The organism is Blautia marasmi (genome assembly GCF_900258535.1).
GTDB classification, from domain to species: domain Bacteria; phylum Bacillota; class Clostridia; order Lachnospirales; family Lachnospiraceae; genus Blautia; species Blautia hominis.
Genome location: NZ_OIWX01000001.1, coordinates 504,765 through 527,627, shown reverse-complemented (window position 1 = coordinate 527,627; position 22,863 = coordinate 504,765). Strand labels below are relative to the sequence as shown.

Sequence of the window (22,863 nt, the reverse complement as noted above, 5' to 3'; positions counted from 1 at the left end):
CAAATAACCGCTTTGTCTCAAAGGAAAGGATGGAAAATCCGGGCATGTTGTGTTCAGCAGATATGTCCGGATTTTTGTATACTGAACGGAGTCAGGGGCAGGGAATGGAGCAGAGCCGGATACTGCCGTAGAGAAAAGAAAGAGATGGGGGAACGGTTATGGAAAGTGTGTGCAGGATCATGATAATAGACGATGAGTTCATCATGCGCCAGGGAATCCGCTTTATGATGAGGTGGGAGGAGGAAGGGTATGTGATCGCAGGAGAGGCATCCAATGGGAAGGAGGCCCTTGACCTGATTCCAGCGTTAAAGCCCCATATTATCCTGTGTGATATAGCTATGCCCGTAATGAACGGCCTCGATTTTATTAAAATAGTAAACAGGGAGTATCCGGATATCAAACTTGTTGTGCTGAGCAGTTATGACAATTTTGAATATGTGAGGGAAGCGCTTGTAAACGGTGCCGTGGACTATGTGCTGAAGCCAACGCTTAATCCGGAGGAGCTGCTGAAGATCGTGAGCAGGGCAGCGAAAAAGGTTCCTGATCTGGAATTGAAACGGAAAGCCGCGTCCAGCGCTGATGACATACTTGAAACTTATCTGACCCAGGAAAATGGCGTACATGCGGAGGCGTTTCAGGGACTATTTCCCCATAGCTGTTACAGGCTGTTTCTGCTTCCGCTCTGTTATAGGGATGGTAACGGTATTGATATGTCACCGGTCCTTTATGAGAAAGTAGAATCATTTTTGAAAGGAATTACATACTGCAGCTATTTAAAATTCCTGCGCGGCCAGGAAACTCTGTGCGTGGTGCTGAATTACAGCGTAAAGGATGATGAGAAGCTTATCCATGCCCTGGAGGTCTTCATGGGACAGCTTGGCCTGATCTCAGAACGGGTTCTGGGGGTTCTGGGAGTCCGCCATATGCGGATGGAGGAACTGAAAAGGGAATATCAGGAGTCCGAAGTTGTGGAGAAGGAGATTTTCTATAACAGAGGAATGCATCTTTATAAAAAGGAAACAGGGGCAGCAGGCAAAATGCCTTGGGAGAAATTTGACTTCAGGAAGTTCACATCTTTTATAGCTGTATGCAAATATCACGAGGCCATAGAATTGTACCGCTCTTATATTTACGGAGCGGCAAATAACCAGATGCAGGAGTTTAAGCTTAAAAACCAGACAAAGAATCTTCTGTATAATCTTATTGGGAGCTGTGAAGAGCATATCCGTGAACTGGAAGAGATCAGACGGGAGTACTTTGTGAAAATAGAGCAGGTCATGTATTGCGATGATTTCCTGGCAGTTTTTGATGAAATGCTGTACAAGCTGGAGGAAGTGATGGTGAATACAGAAGACGATCAGAATGTCTATCTGGGAAAAATTTTGGACTATATACAGGAGCACTATGCGGAAGAGCTTAATCTGCAGAGTCTTGCAGAGGAGTTTAATTTCAGCTATTCCTATCTGTCTGCGTATTTTAACCAGCACATATCTGAGGGGTTCAGCGGATATCTCAACCATATCCGCGTCCAAAAAGCCTGTGAATTCCTGGAGCGATCCAATCTTTCTATTGCACAGATAGGTTCGGCTGTGGGATATGCGGACCAAAGCTATTTCTGCCGGGTATTCAAGAAAGCTACAGGGAGTACGCCGAGTATGTACAGACGTGGGATCCGGTGATGCGTATGAAGAAAAAAATATATCTCAACAGTATGGTGACAAAGATCCTGGCAGTCGTCACCTTTGGACTCCTATGCGGCATCTTAATGGTCACTGTGATCATAATCAGCATATCCAAAAGTGTTTTTGTGGATACCTACGGGGAGTCCCAGAAAAAGGTGTTTTTCAGGATTGAGAATGAGCTGAATTCGTATCACGAGGACCTGATGAAGCTGTTCAATCAGGTCAATTCAAGCTGGAATCTGAAGCTGTATCTGCAGCAGGAGAACTCCAATCCCCAGCAGGCATTTAAGATCGCATACAGTGCGGATCAGGATATGAAGAAAGCGATTCCGTCCAGCATGGATGATATTAGTGTTATGGCGGTGAGTAAGAGCGGGGGCAGTTATCTGGACCGGGAGGAGCGGATCATAACGCCTGTGAATGAGATCATGGAGTCAGAGGAGGCAAAATACGCCATGGAAAACCCGGAAACTGCCCACTATGTGCTCAAAGACAGCGGATATACATCTACAACCAGAGATGTCCCTGTGCTTATGGCAGTCAAAGCCCTGAGGTCTCCTGGAAGCGTAACACCTTATGGGGTGGCTTACGTGACGCTGAAAGAAAAAGATTTTAAGGAGTATTACGATTATTTTACGTCTGATTACGCCGAATTCTACTTGGCAGATGAGGCAGGTATTGTCATCTCTTCCTCGGACAAGGAATCATTGGGCGAAAAAGTCCCGGATAAGAATCCGCATACAAGTATAACCCTGGAGAAGGAACTTCCATATTACAAGTGTACTGCTTACGGTATTATTGACAGTAAAAAGGCGTTGGAGGACCTGTATAATGTACCCATGATCGTGGCAATCTGTGTTACGGTCATGGCTGTGACGGGGATTATCATATTTTATTTTGTAAGCCAGACAGCAAAGCCTTTGTCGGAGATGGTGGATAAGATGTCAAATGCCGGGGAAACCAAATATGACGAACATATAAACCTCACCGGGTCAAAGGAGATAGAAGAACTGTCCCGCACCTACAATGCAATGCTGGATGAGATGAACCGATACATAGAGGAACTGATGACCAGCCAGAAGGAGAAGCGGAAAGCAGAGATTTCAGCCCTGCAGATGCAGATCAATCCCCATTATATCTATAATACACTGGCAAGCATAAAGTGGCTTATCTTCCAGGGAAATGTTGAGAGATCAACGAAGATCATTGATGCGTTTATTTCGCTACTGAGAAATACGATCAGCAATACAGATGAATATATCCCCATAGCCAAAGAGATTGAAAATCTGAAAAATTATGTGCTCATCAACAATACCAGATATGGTGATAAAATACAGGTGGAATATTTTGTTACGTTTGGATGTGAGGAATACAGAATTCCCAAAATGATCCTCCAGCCCTTTGTCGAAAATGCCTTTTTCCATGCATTTCCCTATGGGGCAGAGGGAAGCATAAAGATTCTGGTACGCACCTTGGGAGGCAGACTTCAGATTCAAATCATAGACAATGGAATCGGAATACCGGATGAACAGCTCAGTGAACTGCATGAGAAAAACGGAATGGCACAGCATTACAGTGGAATCGGGATCAAGAATGTGGATGACCGGTTAAAACTGTTATATGGCAGTGCATACGGGATCCGTGTGGAAAGCCGGGAGCATGAAGGGACGACCGTGACCATATCTGTTCCGGCCGATAAGTAGACAGCCTTCTTACATATACGGGAAAAAATACAAAATTATAAATAAAGTCCTATTATAGGTAGAAATATTAAAAAAACACCGGAATATAGTCCTAAAGGTAATGAAAGGAGATGTGATATTATAGAAAAAAATTAGAAAGTTTAGGAGAAGATGGAAAAATGGGGAAACTATTTAGAAGGGCTGCTGCATTTGCACTGACAGGTGCATTGACTATATCATCCGGCTTTCCGGTTATGCATGTGCGGGCAGAAGAAACCGATTTTGCCGTGGAGGGGCAGTCTGAAATTTCACAGTTTATGGATTGTTTCCTGCCCATGCCTGTCATGGATCCAAGCGGTCTGTCAGCCGATTGCTGGGGTGCAGCCCAAGTAGGGCCTCGTGACCAGTTTAATGGCCTGGAGGACGATGATATGTCTGATTATTCCTATTGGGATGGAGGCATAATCAGGGATGAAGAATCAGGTAAGTATTATATGTTTGCCAGCCGGTGGGATCAGCGTGGCGGTCATGAAGGAGAAAACGGGTATCCGGGATGGAAACGTTCGGAGGCCATATATGCTGTCAGTGACAATTTATACGGACCTTATGAAGACCAGGGGATGCTTTGGCCCGATTATTATGAAGGGGCAGGACATAATGTATATCCTTTTGTATTGAGCGGAAATGACCCGCTTTATGAGGAGGGCTACCGATATGGCATTGTTTTGGGTGACCCCTGGGAGGTACAGGGCACCATACATCTCTCCAAGACTTTGGAGAACGGGGGCGAATGGACCCATTTTGAGCAGATGGACTGTGACGGAAGTTTTACTATGACCAATATCAGTATCTTCGTAAGACCGGACGGAAGATATCAGGCAGTCAGCAGAAATGGAGACATTGCCACCGCAGATTCTGTAAACGGCCCCTGGCATGTGGAAAGTAACGGATTGTGGTGGAATCTTCCGGGATTGGACACCACAGAGGATGATATGGAAGATCCGGTGATGTGGTACTCAGATGGGCTGTATCACTGCCTGGTAAATAAGTGGAATGCAAAACAGGCATATTATATGACATCTTTTGACGGCCTTACGAATTGGACATTGCATGAAGGGGCAGCCTATACACCGTATGAAAATTTTTTGAGCTATGAGGATGGTACCGAAAATAACTGGACAAAGCTGGAACGGCCGAATGTATATATTGAAAATGGTGAATTAAAAGCCATGCTGCTATCGGTTATAAATGTGGAGAAGGTGGAGGACAGGGCTGATGATCAGAATGGAAGTAAGATTATTGTCACTCCTTTTGACGGAGCAGCATTAAAAGAATTCGTTGACAGCCGATATGCCGGTACTCTTCCGGAAAGTGATACCACAGCCCAGACATGGCAAAGTGAAAGATATAATAATTACGGAGGCAGAACATACCTTCAGATGCAGAGACAATCCGGTGTTGAGGGAATAGGGGAATCCGGTAGCTCAGGCTGGTGGTGGCCGGATTGGGAGTATGACTGTAAGATTGGATTCTTAAAATATGATCTGCCGGATACGGAAAGAGAAGTGGAAAGTGCTTATCTTTCTTTGAATTATCTGGGGAAAAAGGCGGGAGACGCAGAAACGGATCGTGTGCGTATTGTCCTGGCTGATCCTGAGTGGAGAGAAGGGACAGGTATAGAAGAGGACACACAGGAGGAGGATCTTGCAGGTTTGAATTTTCCTAAGCTGCATTATGATGCTTCTGACCTTGAAAATACTTCTGTTGTATCTGAAGAATTTGCAGTCAACGATGGCGCAAAGACTGTACAGGCTGATGTGACAAAGCTGGTCAGAGAATTTAAAGAAAACTATCCGGAAGAACAGTACATAAGCTTTGCGTTAAATGAGACGGAAGCAGGAAATTGCCTTCAATTTGGAAGTAAAGAAGCCGGTGAAGGTTATGGAACAAGACTGGTCATAAATTTTAAAGAGGAGGCTGCAGTGCAGGATGATGCTCTAAAACTGGCAGTTGGTATGGCGGAGAAACTGGAGCAGGAACAGACAGAGAGCCAGTGCTATACAGAGGCATCCTGGATGGAAGTACAGTCAGCCCTTGACGAGGCCAGGGCACTGCTGGAAGATCCGGATGCAGCCCAGCAAGAGGTGGATGATGCATTCCTGAAACTGATGACTGTGTGTAATCTGCTGGAGAGTAATGTACAGCGGGTAGGTTTAAAAGCCGTGATTGATGGAGTCAAAGCAATACTGGCAGACAGCGGGGCACCGGAACAATACACATCGGAAAGCATACAGACAGTAAGAGATGCTCTGGCATACGCGGAGAGCGTATATACTCTTGAAGGTGCGGACCAGACAACCGTCAATGGGGCGGCAACAAGGCTGATGTCTGCAGCGAATTGTCTGCTGATTGAAGATAGAGATAGCAGACTTGATATCCTGATACGGAAAGCAGAGGAACTGCTCAATAATAGAGATATGTATACTGATAGCAGCGCAAAGGCACTGGAGACAGCGCTGGCAGCAGCAAAGGACACAGCAGCGAATCCTCAGGCTGCCCCGGAGGAGGCAGAACAGGCATATGAGGATCTGGCAGCAGCCATGACTGCTTTGGTGAGAAAAGCAGATAAATCTGAATTGAAAAATGCACTGGACAAAGCCAATGAAATCCTGAAAAATCCGGCAGATTATGTGGCAGACACCATCGCAGGTCTTGCGGAAACGACAGAGAAATCCCAACAGATCTATGAGGATCAGACAGCAGATGCATCGTCAGTGGGTGCAGCTGTAAAAGCGTTGGTGGAAGAAATCCTGAAAGCCCGCCTCAAAGGTGATGTGAACCTGGATGGAACCGTGGATACGGCAGATACAGCGGAAGTGCTTCAGTATGCAGCAGAATATAAGGAGCTTACAGAAGAACAGCATAAGGCTGCTGATGTAAACGGGGACGGCGTATCGGACAGCAGTGATGCATACGGGATACTTCAATATGCGTCAGAAAAAATAACAGAGTTTTAGAAAATAAGTCCCTGCTTTGGCATTATTTGTATTGAAGTGGGGACTGTCATAAGAGTCCGGCAAAATGTTAAGGTTTTGCCGGATTTTTATGTTGTTCAGGTCAATTGACGGATATGATTATGCAATGTCTAAGGGATGGGAAGAAGTGGTAAGGATATGATTAACACACTCATTTCCTGTATAAGATATTAAAGCAGATATGGCGAAAAGGGATGTTACAGAGACAAAACTGATTACAAAATGGCATTTTTTATTAAGACACCCACATCCAAACTTGTTATAATGACGAGAAGGAGGCAAAAAACTATGGAACGGCAAAAAGATATTGTAAAACAAGTCCTAAATTATATGGAAGATAACATGGAGAAAGAAATTAACGTAGATAAAATTGCTAAAAGTGTTGGCTATTCAAAATTTTATCTTAACCGTATATTTTCCGAATGCACGGGGATCACCATCTATAAATACCTGCAAAGCCGCAGGCTTACGATCGCTGCAGAAAAATTAGTGGAATCCAATGAGCCGATTACACAGATCGCTTATGAAGCCGGATATGATTCACAGCAATCATTTTCCTTTGCTTTTAAGCAGCTATACCTATATCCGCCTAAAACCTATAGAAGTATGGGGGCTTTTATTCCAAAGCAAAACAGAATTTCCTTGTGCGGGAATTTCTATAATACAAAATATATCATGTTTATCAGTGAGATCAAGGAGATGGCAGCATGAGTACAATTCCTTATGTAATGGAACAGACGAGCCGGGGAGAACGAAGCTATGATATTTTCTCCCGCTTGCTGTCAGACAGGATTATTTTTCTGGGGGAAGAGGTTAGTGATACCTCTGCCGGTTTGATCGTGGCACAAATGCTCTTTTTGGAAGCCCAGGACCCAAACAAAGAAATTCAGTTATATATTAACAGTCCGGGAGGCTCTGTAACTTCCGGCTTTGCAATTTATGACACCATGAGCTATATAAAATGTGATGTTGCCACCATATGTGTCGGTTTAGCTGCAAGCTTTGGCGCATTTTTGTTAGCCGGAGGCACACCCGGTAAACGTATGGCGTTACCCAATGCTGAAATAATGATACATCAGCCGGCGATACATGGGAATGGTATTCAAGGACCGGCCAGCGATATAAGAATCATGTCTGAATATATGCAAAAGAACAAACAAAGATTAAACAGAATATTAGCTGAAAATACAGGACACACGATCGAAGAAATAGAAAGAGATACCGATAGGGATAACTTTATGAGTGCGGAGGAAGCACTCAAATACGGTTTGATTGACTCTGTTATTTCAAGAAGACAGTAAAAACAGCCGCGTCAGTCAACGGCAAGACGAATGTTTTTCGCCTGCTGTTGTCAGCCGCGGCTGTCCTTGCCGGAGATACCTCCGTGTCACACTATTGTTTCAATTTCTTTATTAATAAATTCTATTATATCTTTCGCTGCAGGCTGAAAAAGCGCAGCAACAGATACCACGACTTTTTTCGATGGATTCACATAAATCACATTTCCACTGTTCCCCATGGCAGCGTACCCATTTACAATCTTTGTCCACCACAAGTATCCGTAGGGTAGATCCTCTTTTTTCCATCGGCTGTGTTCCGTGGTACTCTCACGGACCCACGCAGAAGATACGATCTGCCTGCCATTCCATTTCCCTTCCTTTAAATACAATTGTCCGATCTTTGCCATGTCCATGGCGGTCAATGTCAGCCCCCAGCCGGCCGTGTTGGTTCCGCTTTCATCGGCCACCCAGCCGCTAGCATTGTTTTTTTTGACAAATGCAACATGAAGCTTTGATGTGTATAAAATAATATTAGATGGGACAGTGATCCCAAGAGGGGAGAATAGGAATTCCTGTGCGAAATCAAGCACCGGGCGTCCGGTTGCCCTTGTAAGGATACCGGTCAGTATATCCGGTCCTATTTCTTCCATGTACCTGAACTCCCCGGCAGGCTTCTTTCCGCCCAATAAATCCAGAGTAGCTTTTACCCAGTCTTTGCTGGAAAACACCTTTGCGTATGGCGTCCACCTGAATTTATAAGGAGCTGTCATGGTCAGCAGGTGCTTGATGGTGATGGTCTGGATCGTTTTCTCTCCCTTCTTGATTGTGTAGTCGGGGAAGAAATCCAATACTTTCTGGTCAACATTCTTGATATATCCCTTATCGATCGCAATGCCGATCAATATAGATACGATACTTTTTGTCACTGAGAATACATGGAAGGTATCCGTGGGGGTATATCCATTAAAGTAATTCTCGTACAGTGTCTCATTATTTTTGAGGACAACCATACCTGCGATATTGCCATATTCGCAGTTGATTTTTTGCTCCAGTCCTCTGATCTTTTCTTCAAACATGGTTTGTTTTCTCCTTGATATTTTTAACGGATATATCCTTAAATTGAGGATAAGCCCTTTAAAAATGGATTGCAAGCACTTTTTTGTATGTATTATCTGCCCATAAAATTTTGGGGATTTAAATTTTTAGAGACCGTTTCAAGCTTCGCATTTACACAAAGCCGGAAACGGTCTCCTTTAGGTTCATAAATCTATAATAAATACCTTTTCAATAAGCGGGTCAGTTCTTTGACATCAATAGGCTTTGCAATATGGGCATTCATACCGCACTCCAAGCATTGACGTATGTCATCAGAAAAAGCATCCGCACTCATGGCAAGGATGGGTATAGATAACGCATCCGGATGATCCAGTCCCCGGATCGCTTTTGCAGCCTCATATCCTGTCATATGCGGCATCCGTATATCCATTAGAATAGCATCATAATATCCCTCAGATGATTTCCGGAACATCTCCAAACAGATCTGGCCATCTTCTGCCCAATCCAGTTCTATACCCAGAGCGGCCAACAATTCCTTTGCCACCTCCCAGTTCAATTCATTATCCTCGGCAAGCAGGATGCGGCGTCCGGTCATGTCAAGATTCTGATCCGATATCCGATCATGGGATTCTTCACTGCCCATATATTGACGCAAACTATAAAATAGAGTGGATTTAAACAACGGTTTGGAAATAAAACCACTGATCCCGGCTTCCCTGGCCTCAGTTTCAAATTCACTCCAATCGTATGCGGAGATCAGCAGGATGGGGATATCATCCCCTAAATTACGTCGGATTTCTTTTGCAGCCTGAATACCATTCATGCCGGGCAGCTTCCAGTCTAATAAAATGATCTGATAGTCGTCTCTCTTTTGGTGGTGCTGCACCACCAGTTCTATGGCATTCTCGCCGCTCAGTGTCCATTCAGCCTTTATTCCAATGGATTTAAGCGCATTTGCTGCGGTTTGGCATAATAATTCGTCATCATCAACCACCAGCATATTCCATGGGGGGAGGACCATATCCACTTCCGTTGTGGCAGCTTTTTCAAAGTCCGCAGTAAAATGGAATTCTGTACCTTTATTCGGTTCACTCTGTACATCAATGGTTCCTTCCATTGCGTCCACAATGTATTTCGTGATCGACATTCCCAAACCGGCTCCCTCGGTCTTATGTATTCTGGTTCCGTCAGCACGGCTGTAGGAGTCATATATCCTTTTCAAAAATTCCGGTGTCATGCCAATTCCGTTATCTTTGACACGAATATGGATGCGCACATAGTTGTCTCCTTTTGGGGATTTTTCCTCAAACAGGGATAATCGTATGGAACCTCCTTCCGGTGTATATTTTGTGGCATTGGATAACAGGTTCAGTAAAACCTGATTCAAACGTACACCATCGCACCACACATTTTCCGTCAGAATATTATCTACATGTATTTCAAAATTTTGCTTTTTTGCCTTCACCTGGGGCTGCATAATGTTGACGATCCCTTCAACAACTTCCTTTAAAGAAATCTGTTCTATTGTTAAAGATAATTTGCCGCTTTCAATTTTAGACATATCCAGAACATCATTGATCAGTCCTAACAGATGTTTACTTGACAGCGTAATCTTTCTCAGGCAGTTCCGCACCTGTTCCCGGTCTTCTATGTGGGCGGTGGCTATGGCGGTCATACCCACGATGGCATTCATTGGTGTGCGGATATCATGACTCATATTAGCTAAAAATTCACTTTTCGCTTTATTTGCCTCGATAGCCAGCTTACGGGTCTTTTCCAGTTCCTGGAGCTGCAGACGGGTCATGGAAAAATACCGAAGAAAGATCAAGGTCAGAAGGATCAATACAGAGGCACAGGCCAGCAGTGTAATATACATGCGCTGAGTGCTCAGGCTGTTTATGGTCTGGTCCAGTATACCGTAAGGCATTACCCCTACCAGATACCACTCGGAACAAGGGAGAGGTGTACCGTAAATCTGCCGGTCTTCTCCATTTATTTTCAGTATCGTAGTATACTTTTTATCGGATCTTAATGCTGCGTCAAACTCCGCAAGGGAATTCTCTAAAGAGGAGTCGTCTGCAGGGGAAACATGCTGCGCTTGCAGTTGTTCAAAGTAATCCCATAACTCGTTATTGGGATTGCGGATCACAAACGTGCCATCAGGCCGGATGATATGGTAATAGGTCAGCTGTCCCTCATCCTCTAAGGAAAGAAAATCCGTGATATAATCCAGAGGAACAGCAGCGATCAGACCCAGGCATTTCTCACCATTCTGCATAGGATAAGCAGCCCGGACGCCAAACAATACCACATCATTTCCATCTGCGTCTACGCCTACGGCAACTCTTTGCTCTCCCTGTTTTAATGCTTCCACGAAAGGCGGCGGATTAATTGGCTGTATTGGTTCTCCGCAGAGAGTCTCAAACTCCCCCTCATCAGAGCAGAGCGCTAGATAGCCAAAACCTCTGACCTGCGCTCTGTAAACCAGTTCCTCATATAGGCTTTCTTTATCGTGGTTCTCCGTTGAAACCACGGAGATGATGCCGTCTACCTGATCAAATCGCAGTTTGATGATATTTTCAAAATGCCTGGACATTTGCTCATTCATGCCGGACATGTAGATTTCCCCAACTTCGTAAATGGTATTTTTACTCTTACGATTCATATAAATGCCCAGAAGACTGAAGACAACCACGCTAAAGAGTAGAAGACCGATAAAACTGTATAGTAGAAAACGGGTTGTAGGATTTTTTTGTTTACTTCTGCCCATTTACCTTACGCCTCCCCGGAGTGCTTCCACATAATCTGCCTAATACTTCATCGTAATCGCCGCCGAAACCTATATAACAGTCTCTTAGATTCATAGTCATATCTCCTTCCTTTTTCATGCCGTCTGTTTCCCTGCCCGGGAAACGTGTCACCACTTGCTTTTTGATCACACTGCTCACCGGTTAAGCATCCGTGTCAACAGCATTTTGGCGCCGGCCGCTGCCTTTATTATAACTAAACATATAATTGGTTAGCAATAAGCATATTGGTAAGGTGTGCAAATAGGTTATCGCTTTTAATACTGACAAAAGTGGTTCAACATGTTATAATTCGGACAGATAGGAGATGGATTATGAAACCGCAGGAAACAAAATTTGAATTTGTATATAAGGAAATTAAACAGTGTATTTTGGATGGTCAGATACTCCCCGGCAATTCCCTGCCATCTTCAAGGGCGTTCTGTGACCAATTTCATGTGAGCAGATATACGATCAACCATGTCTTTGATGCATTGCGGCAAGAAGGGTTGATCGAGATTCAGCCCCGTCTTGCACCCAGGGTTGTTTCGAGACAAGATGCGCCTGATCCTTCGGACACCATAACTGAGATCCTGAAACAAAAAGACAGTATCCTGCAGGTGTACCAGACCTATGCTCTGATCATGCCATCCATTCAGGTCTTTGCTTCACAGGCCTGTGATATAGAGATCATGCCGCACTATAAGCAGGCTATGAAAGCAGCACGTTTGGGACTTTCAGCTGATGGGTGGCGTCCGCCCTCTAATTTGGGATATGATATATTGAGAATAGGTGGAAATTCATTGTTTAGCGAACTCTATTCTGCCTTTGGCCTTTATAATAAACTTACATTTTTTACAGAAGAGTGTCCTTATTTCTCTCAGCACTTTTTACAGGGGTCTCCATCTGTGGCCGGTGATATTATAGAGATATTGAAAGGCACGGATCCATCCGTGAAATGCGAGCGATTAACAGAGATGTATCAAAGACTTACAGATTCCATTGAAAGCACATTACATTATTTATCAGAGGTGACGCCTGGATGTACAGAACAGGCCAACGTGTTATTTTCGTGGAATCCGATGCGTGGCCAGGATTACTACCATTCAAAGATCGTTGACGATTTGAACCGGAAAATTGGCCTTGGAGAATACGCGGTTGGAACGTATCTTCCGTATGAAAAGCAGCTTGCCGCCCAGTACGGTGTTTCTTTGTCGACGGTCAGAAAAGCATTGTCCGAACTCGAACAAAGAGGCTTTGTAAAAACATTAAACGGTAAAGGCACTATTGTTATAGAACCGGATGATACCGGGGTCCATCAGCTGATGCTTAACTCCGGATACGCGGAAAAGGCCTTACGTTATCTTCACGCCCTGCAGTTAATGGTGTTGATCATTTATCCCGCTGCGCTGGCCGCAGCTCCGCGGTTTACGAAAGAAGAATTGGACCGGTTAGAAGACAAATTGGCTTCTCCGGGTTCTGTTTACATAGCAGATATATATGAGGCCATATTAAAACATACCACTTTAGACCCTCTATCTGTTATATTATCTGAAACCTGCCGCCTTCTGGATTGGGGACATCATTTCACTTATTACCCTTCCAAAAAACATAGCGTTCCACGTCTCAATAGACAAGTCATGAAAGCATTTCAGCAATTAAAGGAAGGGAATGCAAGTTCTTTTGCAGAGGTTGTGGCAGATTGCTACCGTTATATGTTAGTCCGTGTAAAAAAGTATATGGTAGAAAAATATAAATTTAATAATGCGGCTCATATCCGGATTCCGGAAAGATATTAGGTGAAATTGGAAAGAAATATGGGGCGGTCCTTCACCGGTTGCGGGGGATGCCGCTGCCATCAGATTTGCAGGGTAAGTATAAGAGCGGTATTAATTGAAGAGTTGAAAAAATGCAGGTTACCTGAAAAAGGTCCTGCATTTTTTTGTCATTCCAAAGGGGTTGCGTTTAATTGTTCAGTAAAAAATTAATGTGGTAATATTCCGGAAGAAAATAGAATTTATTCCGGGCAAAGGGGAGTTTCATTTTGTTATAATGTATTGCCTCAATGAGCAAAAGAGGGGTTTGCAGCGGCACGTTCAGGAACTCCATCTCTATTTCGTTGGCGTAGATCAGTTTTACGGTCATGTCCAGTGTTTTTGTAAACTTGAAGAGCGTTTCAAGGATCAGTTCTTTAATGGATTCCTCTCTGGAAGTATCCAGGCTGAGTTCGTCAAAGAATGCAGCCGGAACCTGTGTAAAAGAGTATCCGAGAACAGTGTCATCGGATTTGAAGATACAGTTACAGGCCAGTACGATATCGCTTGCAGAAAGGTTCAGCTTGTCTCTGGCGATATCGGTGGGGGCACCGTAATTGTAAGAGAGGACAGTGCTGTTCACCGGCAGCTTGTTCATGGATAGTAGGGGCGTTGTAGTCTGCTCTGCAGAAGCTTTGCTGCTTTTGGGGGCTACAATTGTCCCTTTACCTTGAGATTTAATGATCATTCCATCCTCACAGAGAATTGCGAGGGCCTGGCGGAGCGTATTGCGGCTGACCCCATATTTTTCAGACAATGCGGTTTCTCCGGGCAGATGTTCATTTGGCGGATATATGCCTTCTATGATATCGGAATATAAGGAATTGTAAACACCCAGATAGGTGGGCATGTTCTCATTCTGTAATTTAGTTTTCATAAGTTATCCTCCCTTGGTTGATAAACAAGTTTATTTTAGCATAAAAACAGCGTTTTGACAATTGAAAGAGATACGGTGAGAACATGTTGAGCAAGCTGGAAAGGTTTGGATAAATTACACAAGAAACAGAAAATGAAATTATGCATATTTGATAAAAAATAAATATTTGTTGTATGTTTATTGACATATAATATATTTGGTGATAGTATTTGAACAAGTTCAACATGTTGAACAAGATGAAAGGAGGGTGTCATGTTAAGGAAATGCGGGGAAGAGGACAGGGAAAGACTCAAAGAGTTTTTGAATGAGAAGCCTGTGTATCACACGTTTTTGATTTCCGATCTTGACAAGTATGGGTTTGATAAAGATTTTCAGACAATTTACATGCAGGAAGAAGAGGGAAGATGCATTGGAGTGTTTCTGAAATATTTTTACAATCTTATTGTGGCAGGAGAGGATCAGGAACTTGATCATGAGGCAGTCAGCAGACTTGCTGACGACAAGATCACTACGATCATGGGAAATGCAGAAGTAGTCCAAAATGTAGCAAATCGGGTTGGTAGGCGGCAGCGAATGACGTATAATAATCTGTATATCCATGAGGAGACAGAAAAACAGGAACCTGCTGATAACAAAGTGAGGTTTGCAGATCTGGATGATGTAGGACGGATATATGAGTTCCTGATGGGTTTTCCGGAAATGAAGAATCTGTATTCTGAGAAGAAGATGATCGAAAACAGGATCAGCAATATGGAAGGGGTTCATGCCATCATAGAAAAACAGGGCAGGATCGTGGCTCATGGAAACAGCGCTGCGTCGGCAGAACTGACTTGTATGCTGGGCGGAATCTGTGTAGGTGAAGGATACCGGGGAAGAGGGTATGCAAAGGATATTATCCGTACGTTGTGCAGGGAGATACATAGCCAGGGAAAGATCCCCTGCATGTTTGCTCCGGAGAATAATCCCTATACAATCTTTTCAGAACTTGGATTTAAGATTTATGGCAGGTGGGGCGTGGCCCAGCTTATATAACAGGGGGAAAAAATGGGAGAGAAAAAACTAAAAACAAGAGATATTCTGGGTTATACCGTTGGTTCTATTGGAGATTCTACATCGTATAATTTTGTACTGTCGTTTTTTTCGTTTTTTATGATCACTGTTGCCGGGGTAAGCCCGGTAGTGGCAGGAACGATCATTTCGGTGGCCATAGTGTGGGATGCGGTGACAGATCCGATCATCGGTTATCTGGTGGATAATTCAAAAAGCAAATATGGGAAGAGACGTCCATGGATGCTGAAATCCTTAATACCGCTTGGAGCTTCACTGGTGCTGATGTTTCTGAAGGTGGATTTTCCACAGACTCAGAAAAACATATACTATCTGATATTGGTACTGATATTCTGGACAGCATATACAGCGTTCAATATTCCTTATTATTCATTTGGTTCGGTTTTATCAGATGTAGACAGTGAACGTGTAAGAGTTGCAGCTTTTCGTGAAGTCCTTGGATATGTGGGGATCTTTTGTGCCAGCTCGGTACCTACATTCATTGTAGGCAAATTGATGGAGAATGGTTTTGATAATGCAAGATCATGGTCTATGGCAGGGATCATATCAGCGGTGATATCAGTCAGTACCATACTGCTGATGTGGAGATGTACAAGAGGAAAAGAACGGACAGACGAAGTGGCAGATGCAGAGAAAATGAACCTGAAAGGCTTCTTTTCCAACGTGATCAGCCTTATGAAAATGAAACCTTATGTGCTTGTGATCGTCTGTGCACTGCTCACAAATATTTACCTTACCTTATTTAATTCCAGCCTTTTGTATTACGTTACTTATAATATGGGATTGGGGGAAACGCAGGCATCACTGATGTTTACAGCTATGAATATAGTTTCCATCCTGTTCATTCCTTTTATAACTAAATCGGTTGCCGTATTCAGTAAGAGTAAAGTGTTCGTTATCTGTATGGTTTTCAGCGGACTGGTAATGATCCTTACAAAATTCACGGGAATCCCGAATATTACACTGGGCTGTGTCTATGTTGTATTAGTAGGAGTGGGAACCTGTGCATATTGGATGTGCGTGTTTAATTTTCTCTATGATGTAGTGGATTACGATGAGTTTAACAGAGGGAAAAAAAGAGATGGGATCATTATGTCTTACTACTCATTTCTGCTGAAACTTGGTGGAGCAGTAGCAGCGGCAGTCCAGGGATTTCTGCTTCAGAAAAGTGGATTCGATGCATCCCTTGCAGCACAAAACAACGGGGCGCTTGGCATGATCGAATCTATGTTTACCATATTGCCCGGTATCTGTGTACTGGCGGCTGGACTTGTCATTGCGCTTACCCCTCTGCAGGATAAGAAGATGAATGCCCTGAGGCTGGCACTGGAAAAGAAACGTGTAGGCGAGGAATATACAACAGAAGGATTTGAGTCACTGGTAGTTAAAAAATAAGATGTAACTGTTCAGTACCTTCACAGTTACAGGCAAAAATCTATGCAGGATCGCCTTTGGCGATGGGATTTTTGCTTGGCTGCGGAATGCTTTCTTACGGTCAGCGCAGTGAATGCGCAGACCTACTGAATCGTTACAATAAGATCATATAAATTTCAGGAGGAAAAAATAATGACAACAAATAAACCGGCAATCGTAATGCAGACAGATTTCACAAAGGATATTTCCGTATGTACCATGCAGGGGGTATGCATGATGGTAGACCCCGAATTAAGAGTGTTTGACAGCACGCATGAAATTAAAAGTTTTGACACCTATCAGGCTTCCACTTCTTTGAGCTTCGTCATAGATTTCTGGCCGGCCGGTACGGTATTTGTATCTGTAGTTGACCCGGGTGTGGGGACAAGCCGTCGTGCCTGTGTGGCAAAGCTTAGCAACGGAAGTTATGTAGTGACACCGGATAACGGCAGTCTTACCCACGTAAAGAAATATTTTGGGATCGATGAGGTTCGTGTGATCGATGAGAACGTCAACCGCCTCAAGAAAACAGAGAAATGTAATATTTTTCATGGAAGAGATTTATTCGCATATTGTGCAGCAAGACTTGCAGCAGGCGTGATCACATATGAAGAAGTAGGAGAAGCTTATCCGGTAGAAGAGATCGTTGAGCATGAGATCATACCATATAAGGTAGAGGATGGCTGTATCTCAGGAATGATCGACACAGCGGACTATCATTTTGGACTGATCTGTTCTAATATTCCGGCAGAAGTTTTTGAAGAAGAAGGGATCGGATATGGAGATTGGATGGATGTACAGATCTTAAAGAAAGGACAGGATGCTCCTGTATACTCACAGAAAGTTCCGTTCCAGCCGTCTTTTGGTGCAGTTGCTGTGGGAGAGCCGCTTTTGATGGTAAGCGAGACACTCCAAATCCAGATCGCGGTCAACAGCAGAAATATGAGTGATCAATATGGTATCCAGGTCGGACCGGAGTGGATAATGAAAATGAAAAAGTGTTAGGAAACCAGGAAAACAGATAAGAGGAGGAAATGGATTATGAAACCGACAATTGTAATGCAGTCAGATTTTGGAGTGAACTCAGGGCTTGTAGCTTGTATGCATGGAATGTGTAAGCTTGTGGACAGTGAGCTGATCACATGTGATATTACACATTTACTGCCGGCTTTTGATATCGAAGCGGCATCGTACTGTCTTCAGTATACCGTGCCATACTGGCCGGCGGGAACGGTATTTGTCTCTGTGGTAGATCCGGGAGTAGGAACGAGCCGCCGTGCATCTGTGGCAAAGTTGAAAAATGGAAGTTATGTAGTGACTCCTGACAATGGAACACTGACATATCTCAATGCCATGATCGGGGTGGAAGCGATCCGGGAAATCGACGAGGAGAAGAACCGTTATCAGGAGACAAAAGAAGTACATACATTCCATGGCAGGGATTTATTCGCCTACTGTGCAGCAAAACTGGCTTCCGGCAAGATCACTTTTGAGGAGGTTGGAAAAGAATATCCGACAGAGGAGATCGTACTTCATAAGATCCAGACAGCGGAAGTACGTGAAAAATATGTGAGAGCAGTGATACAGAGTTATGATCCTTTCGGCAGTGCAGAACTTTCTGTTTTAAACAGTAATTTTGTCAAAGCAGGTTTTAAAATAGGCGAAAAACTGCATGTGACCATTGGAACAGATGATAAAAAGGTGTTTGACGGGCTGATCCCTTATGAGCGGTCATTTGGTTATGTGGGAAAAGGTGAGGATGTCTTATTCAATGATCTTGCTTCTTTTGTTACGATCGGCAGCAACCAGGCGGATTTCAGGCAGAAGTATCATATGGAGCCGGATGTAAATTATACAGTGGAAATCTGTGAGGCGTAAAGAATGGAGCTTCAGTTTATAGACGCCCATTTTGGCCTTTCAGTCGAAGAGGCGAAAAAGCTGATGATTCAGGCAATGGAAACGTCATTTGCAGAAAAAGGATGAAAAGAGAGTGTGATAAAGGAGGTTTGGCAGTGGAAGGAAGAGTCTGCCTGAGCGTGTTAGACCGCTTTAGGACGGAAGTAGAGGATTGGCTGGGAATCAAAAGGATTGGAGGGGATTAGAATGGCTACACCACATAATGAAGCACAAACAGGGGATATTGCAAAGATCGTTCTGATGCCCGGGGATCCGCTCAGGGCAAAGCTGATCGCTGAGACATATCTGGAGGACGCTGTATGTTACAATACGGTCAGGAATATGCTTGGTTATACAGGAAGCTACAAAGGAAAGCGGATCTCGGTACAGTCAAGTGGGATGGGAGTCCCGAGCATGGGAATTTATTCCATGGAGCTGTACAGAGACTATGATGTGGATACGATCATCCGGGTTGGTTCCGCAGGCGCTATCTCGGACAGTCTTTCCATGGGAGATGTGGTCATCGGTATGGGGCTGTGTACAGATTCCGCTTATGTATCCCAGTATGATCTTCCGGGTACATATACGCCGGTTGCGGATTTTGGTCTGGTGAAACTGGCCTCAGAGATTATGGAGGAGAGGGGTGTGTCTTATCAGACAGGCGTGATCCTGACTTCGGATCTATTTTATACAGATGAAAAAGATGCTGTTGCGAAGTGGAAGAAAATGAACGTACTGTGTGTAGAGATGGAGTCTCTTGCGCTCTACTGTAATGCGGTCAGATTAGGGAAAAAGGCTCTTACCATGCTTACAATATCAGATCTTCCTCTGCGGGGGGAAGCTATGGGAGCAGATGAGAGAAGAACAAGCTTTACTGTAATGCTGGAAGCTGCGCTTAGACTGGCGGAGAAAGCAGATGTGTAAAAGTATAAGGACAGTCCGGCTGTTATTCGGAAATCTGGCGGCGGGATTAGGCGTAGCTTTATGTACGAAGGCCGGGATGGGTGTTGATCCTGTCAGTGCCCTTTATGATGGAGTGCATAAGATCATTGGTCTGGAGATGGGGACCGCATCTTTTGTGGTCAATATGCTGATCCTGGTGGTATGTACCTTATTAAACAGGAAGTACCTGAAATGGGGGACATTTCTGTCAATGCTGAGTTTTGCCGTATCTCTGAATACATTCGTAGGACTCGTTTCACCTTTTACAGTAGAACCCTATACGGTGTCAGGGTATCTTCTGTTTTTGGCAGGAATGTTTTTGGCAGGGGCAGGATTTTCGACTGTGGTATTCCAGGATTTGGGACCAAATTGTGCGGATATACTCCTGGAAGTGTTGAAAGACAAAGCCGGTATTTCTATGAAGTACGCAAAGATATCTGTGGATCTGTGCTGTACTGTGCTGGGGTTCCTGATGGGCGGTGCTGTCGGTTTAGGTACTGTCCTGTGCGTATGTGGCATGGGGCATATCTATAACCGGGTATTTTGCATATGGCATCAGGCAACCTCAGAAAACGGAGGGGGAAAGAGAAATGCGTTTACAGAAGAGAGCTTCAGAGCCGGAAGCGATGGATGAAATAGTAATGTATAACCGCAGATTTGTGCAGGAAAGAAGATATGAGAGGTACCAAACCGAGAAATACCCTAAAAAGAAACTTGCGATTCTGACCTGTATGGATACGAGACTGACAGAACTTCTGCCCGCGGCGTTGGGACTGGAAAACGGTGATGCCAAGATCATCAGAAATGCGGGCGGCGTAACGAGGGATGCCTATGGGAGTGAGGTGAAAAGCCTGCTGGTGGCTATCTTTGAATTAGGAGTTACGAAGATCATGGTGATCGGACATACAGACTGCGGCGTGGAAAAGATGGACAGTATCCAAATGATTGAAAAAATGCGTAAGCGTAAAATAAAAATAGAGAACCTAGAGAGATCAGGCAGTGGAGGATTTGATCTGAATGAGTGGCTTTCCGGAATTCAGGAAGTGGAGGAAGCCGTACGGGATACCGTTTCATTATTAAAAGAACATCCTCTGGTTCCGGAGGATGTGGGTATCTTTGGTTTTGTAATGAATACCGAGACAGGGGAATTGATGGAAGTGAAAGAATCCGATTGTCTGTTTTAGTTATGGGGGAAACTGTACAATACAAAAACCTTAAAGGGCCGGAATTGGTTTCCGGTCCTTTGAATGTAGACAACCATCATTTATTGGTGATTGTCTATTATTTTATATTAAAGGAAAGTTCTCCTATCGGAGAACCCTTTTCCTTCTGGTGGATCTTTGATATATTTTTGCCTGAGTTCGTCTATAAATTTTTGCTCCACTTGTATCATCCTCCAATCTGTAATAAATACAGTATGGAACAGATGGGAAGAGAAGTCAAGCAGACCGGGAGCGGGGATAAAGACCATGCTTTATCATTGTCCTTTTGTATAATTCCTCCAGAGAAACCCGTTCGTGTTTATGATACAGCTCAAGAAAGAGCATTTCTTTTTTGCAGTTTGGACATTGCAGAGGGTCAAAACCCATGGTGAGCAGAAAACGATTGCGCCAGGTATTAAGATCAAGGATTATCCGGTGTTTTGATCTTTGGACAGCCTTGTGAAGCTGCTTGTCGATCTCCCGGTGTCTGGCATAAAGCCCATAGCACCGGGTCATCTTGAAATTCTTTTCAGGGATATGCTGGATGAGCAGTTTAATGAAATCAACTGCAGGAAGAGTCCTTTGGACGAAGGAGTTGTCTTCATATATGGAAGGTTACAAGGCGGGGCTGGTGAAGGACACTTCCTATAAGGGACTGTGGAAGGTATCGTTTACTTTGAAAGAGTTTTAATAAAATTCTGAAAAGAGCATATCATATTGACAAAAGAGAAAATATGTAATACGATTGTATTACAGAAAAGGAGGCGGTATTATGGCGAAGGAAGCAACATTACAAGTTCGTATGGATGCTGATTTGAAAGAGAAGGCAGAAGCATTGTACCGGGATATGGGGACATCTTTTGCAGAGGCGGTACGCATATTTGCAAAGCAGAGCGTTCAGGAAAACGGGATGCCGTTTGCTATGACGGCAAACCGGAAAAACACCTATAGGCGTCTTTCAGGATATGCAAATACGAAGCTGGCGGCAGAGGAGGACGGCGCATACGAAAGGGCAATGGTAGGAAAGCATGAGAAAACTGATTGATGCGAATGTCATCTTGAGATATCTTCTGGGAGACCATCCGCAAATGTCAGAGGAAGCCAGACGGATTATAGAGGATGGCGCTTTCACCCTGCCGGAGATTATTGCGGAAGTAGTTTATGTTCTGAAAGGCGTGTACAAAATTGAACGGGATACGATTGGCAGGACTTTGATAGAGTTTTTGGATGAAGTGACAGTGGAGAATCAGGAGGCTGTCTGTGAGGCATTGTCCCTGTTTTCAGAAACATCCCTTGATTTTGTGGATTGTATCCTGATTGCACGGCACAGGGTGCTGGGTGATGAGATTGCGAGTTTTGATAAAAAACTGAATAAGATGCTGTAAAGGAATGTTGGAAAAAGCGCTTTGTGCCGTATATGCAGGGCGCTTTTTTGATGTGGAAAATAAGGATGAAAGGGGTGTTTTTATGTATCCGGTCAGTGAAGTCATATAATGTAATATTATCTAATTTATATGTGATTAGTTTGAAATGGAATAGAGGTGAAAAGCTTGTCAAAAGATATAAAGATATTTAATGACTCATATTTTAAAGATTGGCTCTAAGATATAAAACAGAGAATAAAACAGAGTCAGCTAAAAGCTGCTGTACGTGTAAATACTGAATTGTTACTTCTCTATTGGGATATTGGAAAAGACATCGTTCAAAGAGATGCTGAGTCAAAGTGGGGCAGCAAAATATACTCAACATTGAGCGCTGAACTAAAAGATGCTTTTCCTGGAATAAAAGGTTTTTATGCTAAAAAAATATAATATAAAAATCAAGAGCAGAAGAGTACCTTTCTGAATCAGGAAGGACTCTTCTGCTTTTTTAGTGGAAAAAAGGGATTGTATGAACCGATATTATGCGATAGAAGCAGTAACAGTAAGGCATCAGGAGAAACTGTGTGACCTGATTGCAGACAGTAACTTGGATGAATGTCTGAGAGTGGATTCAATAAGTATACCTTATCGCGCAGTGTCCGTTCCTTAGGAGCATATGTCACGAGATGCCCGCACGGGTATAAATATGGGTTAGTATGTCATAGAATAGGTTTCAACTATACATGATCATTAATTATAAGTATTTGTT

General features: G+C 43.7%; 20 protein-coding genes and 1 pseudogene. 16 read left to right on the top strand and 5 right to left on the bottom strand.

Annotated features, from left to right (window positions below; genetic code table 11):
• The first annotated feature begins 158 nt into the window (after positions 1-158).
• From C6P39_RS02255 to C6P39_RS02230, 5 genes are all read left to right on the top strand, one after another.
• On the top strand, positions 159-1,679 hold the full coding sequence (locus C6P39_RS02255) for a response regulator transcription factor (RefSeq protein ID WP_104802651.1): 1,521 nt from the start codon (positions 159-161) through the stop codon (positions 1,677-1,679).
• A gap of 5 nt (positions 1,680-1,684) precedes the next feature.
• The gene (locus C6P39_RS02250) at positions 1,685-3,385 is read left to right on the top strand and encodes a cache domain-containing sensor histidine kinase (protein ID WP_158661434.1); all 1,701 of its coding nucleotides are present in this window, start codon (positions 1,685-1,687) and stop codon (positions 3,383-3,385) included.
• A 158-nt stretch (positions 3,386-3,543) separates the two neighbouring features.
• Positions 3,544-6,381, top strand: coding sequence for a dockerin type I domain-containing protein (locus tag C6P39_RS02245; protein WP_104802649.1), 2,838 nt, complete (start codon positions 3,544-3,546; stop codon positions 6,379-6,381).
• A 306-nt stretch (positions 6,382-6,687) separates the two neighbouring features.
• Complete coding sequence (locus C6P39_RS02235; protein ID WP_095173602.1) at positions 6,688-7,110, top strand: helix-turn-helix domain-containing protein; 423 nt, start codon at positions 6,688-6,690, stop codon at positions 7,108-7,110.
• The gene (locus C6P39_RS02230) at positions 7,107-7,700 is read left to right on the top strand and encodes an ATP-dependent Clp protease proteolytic subunit (RefSeq protein WP_104802648.1); all 594 of its coding nucleotides are present in this window, start codon (positions 7,107-7,109) and stop codon (positions 7,698-7,700) included. The genes C6P39_RS02235 and C6P39_RS02230 overlap by 4 nt, the downstream gene beginning before the upstream one ends.
• Before the next feature lie 86 nt (positions 7,701-7,786).
• Here the strand turns inward: C6P39_RS02230 and C6P39_RS02225 are convergent, their stop codons facing one another.
• The 3 genes from C6P39_RS02225 to C6P39_RS02215 all read right to left on the bottom strand — a co-directional run bounded on the left by C6P39_RS02225 (position 7,787) and on the right by C6P39_RS02215 (position 11,683).
• A complete protein-coding gene (locus C6P39_RS02225; protein WP_095173604.1) occupies positions 7,787-8,755 on the bottom strand; it encodes a serine hydrolase domain-containing protein in 969 nt (322 codons plus the stop codon).
• A gap of 191 nt (positions 8,756-8,946) precedes the next feature.
• Positions 8,947-11,505 (bottom strand): hybrid sensor histidine kinase/response regulator, encoded by a 2,559-nt coding sequence (locus tag C6P39_RS02220; RefSeq protein ID WP_104802647.1) that lies wholly within the window; start codon positions 11,503-11,505, stop codon positions 8,947-8,949.
• Positions 11,492-11,683: a hypothetical protein gene (locus tag C6P39_RS02215; RefSeq protein ID WP_104802646.1), complete on the bottom strand. Its 192-nt coding sequence runs from the start codon at positions 11,681-11,683 to the stop codon at positions 11,492-11,494. Before C6P39_RS02215 ends, C6P39_RS02220 begins: the two co-directional genes overlap by 14 nt.
• A gap of 173 nt (positions 11,684-11,856) precedes the next feature.
• Here C6P39_RS02215 and C6P39_RS02210 point away from each other — a divergent pair, with 173 nt between their 5' ends.
• Positions 11,857-13,320 carry a GntR family transcriptional regulator gene (locus C6P39_RS02210; protein ID WP_104802645.1) on the top strand — a complete coding sequence of 488 codons (1,464 nt, stop codon included), beginning with the start codon at positions 11,857-11,859 and terminating at the stop codon, positions 13,318-13,320.
• A 166-nt stretch (positions 13,321-13,486) separates the two neighbouring features.
• Here the strand turns inward: C6P39_RS02210 and C6P39_RS02205 are convergent, their stop codons facing one another.
• Positions 13,487-14,212, bottom strand: a complete 726-nt coding sequence (locus tag C6P39_RS02205; RefSeq protein WP_104802644.1) for a GntR family transcriptional regulator — start codon at positions 14,210-14,212, stop codon at positions 13,487-13,489.
• A gap of 252 nt (positions 14,213-14,464) precedes the next feature.
• On the opposite strand from C6P39_RS02205, the gene C6P39_RS02200 reads away from it, so the two are divergent.
• The 7 genes from C6P39_RS02200 (at position 14,465) to C6P39_RS02170 (ending at position 20,715) form a co-directional block, all read left to right on the top strand.
• Positions 14,465-15,244 carry a GNAT family N-acetyltransferase gene (locus C6P39_RS02200; protein WP_104802643.1) on the top strand — a complete coding sequence of 260 codons (780 nt, stop codon included), beginning with the start codon at positions 14,465-14,467 and terminating at the stop codon, positions 15,242-15,244.
• A 12-nt stretch (positions 15,245-15,256) separates the two neighbouring features.
• Complete coding sequence (locus tag C6P39_RS02195) at positions 15,257-16,675, top strand: MFS transporter (protein WP_104802642.1); 1,419 nt, start codon at positions 15,257-15,259, stop codon at positions 16,673-16,675.
• Positions 16,676-16,846: 171 nt separating this feature from the next.
• Positions 16,847-17,698 carry an SAM hydrolase/SAM-dependent halogenase family protein gene (locus C6P39_RS02190; protein WP_104802641.1) on the top strand — a complete coding sequence of 284 codons (852 nt, stop codon included), beginning with the start codon at positions 16,847-16,849 and terminating at the stop codon, positions 17,696-17,698.
• Between the two features lie 36 nt (positions 17,699-17,734).
• A complete protein-coding gene (locus tag C6P39_RS02185) occupies positions 17,735-18,571 on the top strand; it encodes an SAM hydrolase/SAM-dependent halogenase family protein (RefSeq protein WP_104802640.1) in 837 nt (278 codons plus the stop codon).
• A gap of 225 nt (positions 18,572-18,796) precedes the next feature.
• On the top strand, positions 18,797-19,513 hold the full coding sequence (gene deoD, locus C6P39_RS02180) for a purine-nucleoside phosphorylase (RefSeq protein ID WP_104802639.1): 717 nt from the start codon (positions 18,797-18,799) through the stop codon (positions 19,511-19,513).
• Complete coding sequence (locus tag C6P39_RS02175) at positions 19,506-20,165, top strand: YczE/YyaS/YitT family protein (protein ID WP_104802638.1); 660 nt, start codon at positions 19,506-19,508, stop codon at positions 20,163-20,165. The genes deoD and C6P39_RS02175 overlap by 8 nt, the downstream gene beginning before the upstream one ends.
• Positions 20,122-20,715: a beta-class carbonic anhydrase gene (locus tag C6P39_RS02170; protein ID WP_242986876.1), complete on the top strand. Its 594-nt coding sequence runs from the start codon at positions 20,122-20,124 to the stop codon at positions 20,713-20,715. Before C6P39_RS02175 ends, C6P39_RS02170 begins: the two co-directional genes overlap by 44 nt.
• Positions 20,716-20,970: 255 nt before the next feature.
• Here the strand turns inward: C6P39_RS02170 and C6P39_RS28400 are convergent.
• A pseudogene (locus tag C6P39_RS28400) lies at positions 20,971-21,339 on the bottom strand (transposase); the annotation flags it as partial.
• A 166-nt stretch (positions 21,340-21,505) separates the two neighbouring features.
• Between C6P39_RS28400 and C6P39_RS02160 the strand changes: the two are divergent.
• From C6P39_RS02160 to C6P39_RS28665, 3 genes are all read left to right on the top strand, one after another.
• Positions 21,506-21,778 carry a type II toxin-antitoxin system RelB/DinJ family antitoxin gene (locus C6P39_RS02160; RefSeq protein WP_104802636.1) on the top strand — a complete coding sequence of 91 codons (273 nt, stop codon included), beginning with the start codon at positions 21,506-21,508 and terminating at the stop codon, positions 21,776-21,778.
• A complete protein-coding gene (locus tag C6P39_RS02155; RefSeq protein ID WP_104802635.1) occupies positions 21,762-22,118 on the top strand; it encodes a PIN domain-containing protein in 357 nt (118 codons plus the stop codon). The genes C6P39_RS02160 and C6P39_RS02155 overlap by 17 nt, the downstream gene beginning before the upstream one ends.
• Positions 22,119-22,397: 279 nt before the next feature.
• Positions 22,398-22,544, top strand: coding sequence for a DUF1016 N-terminal domain-containing protein (locus C6P39_RS28665; protein ID WP_408608508.1), 147 nt, complete (start codon positions 22,398-22,400; stop codon positions 22,542-22,544).
• Positions 22,545-22,863: the final 319 nt, after the last annotated feature.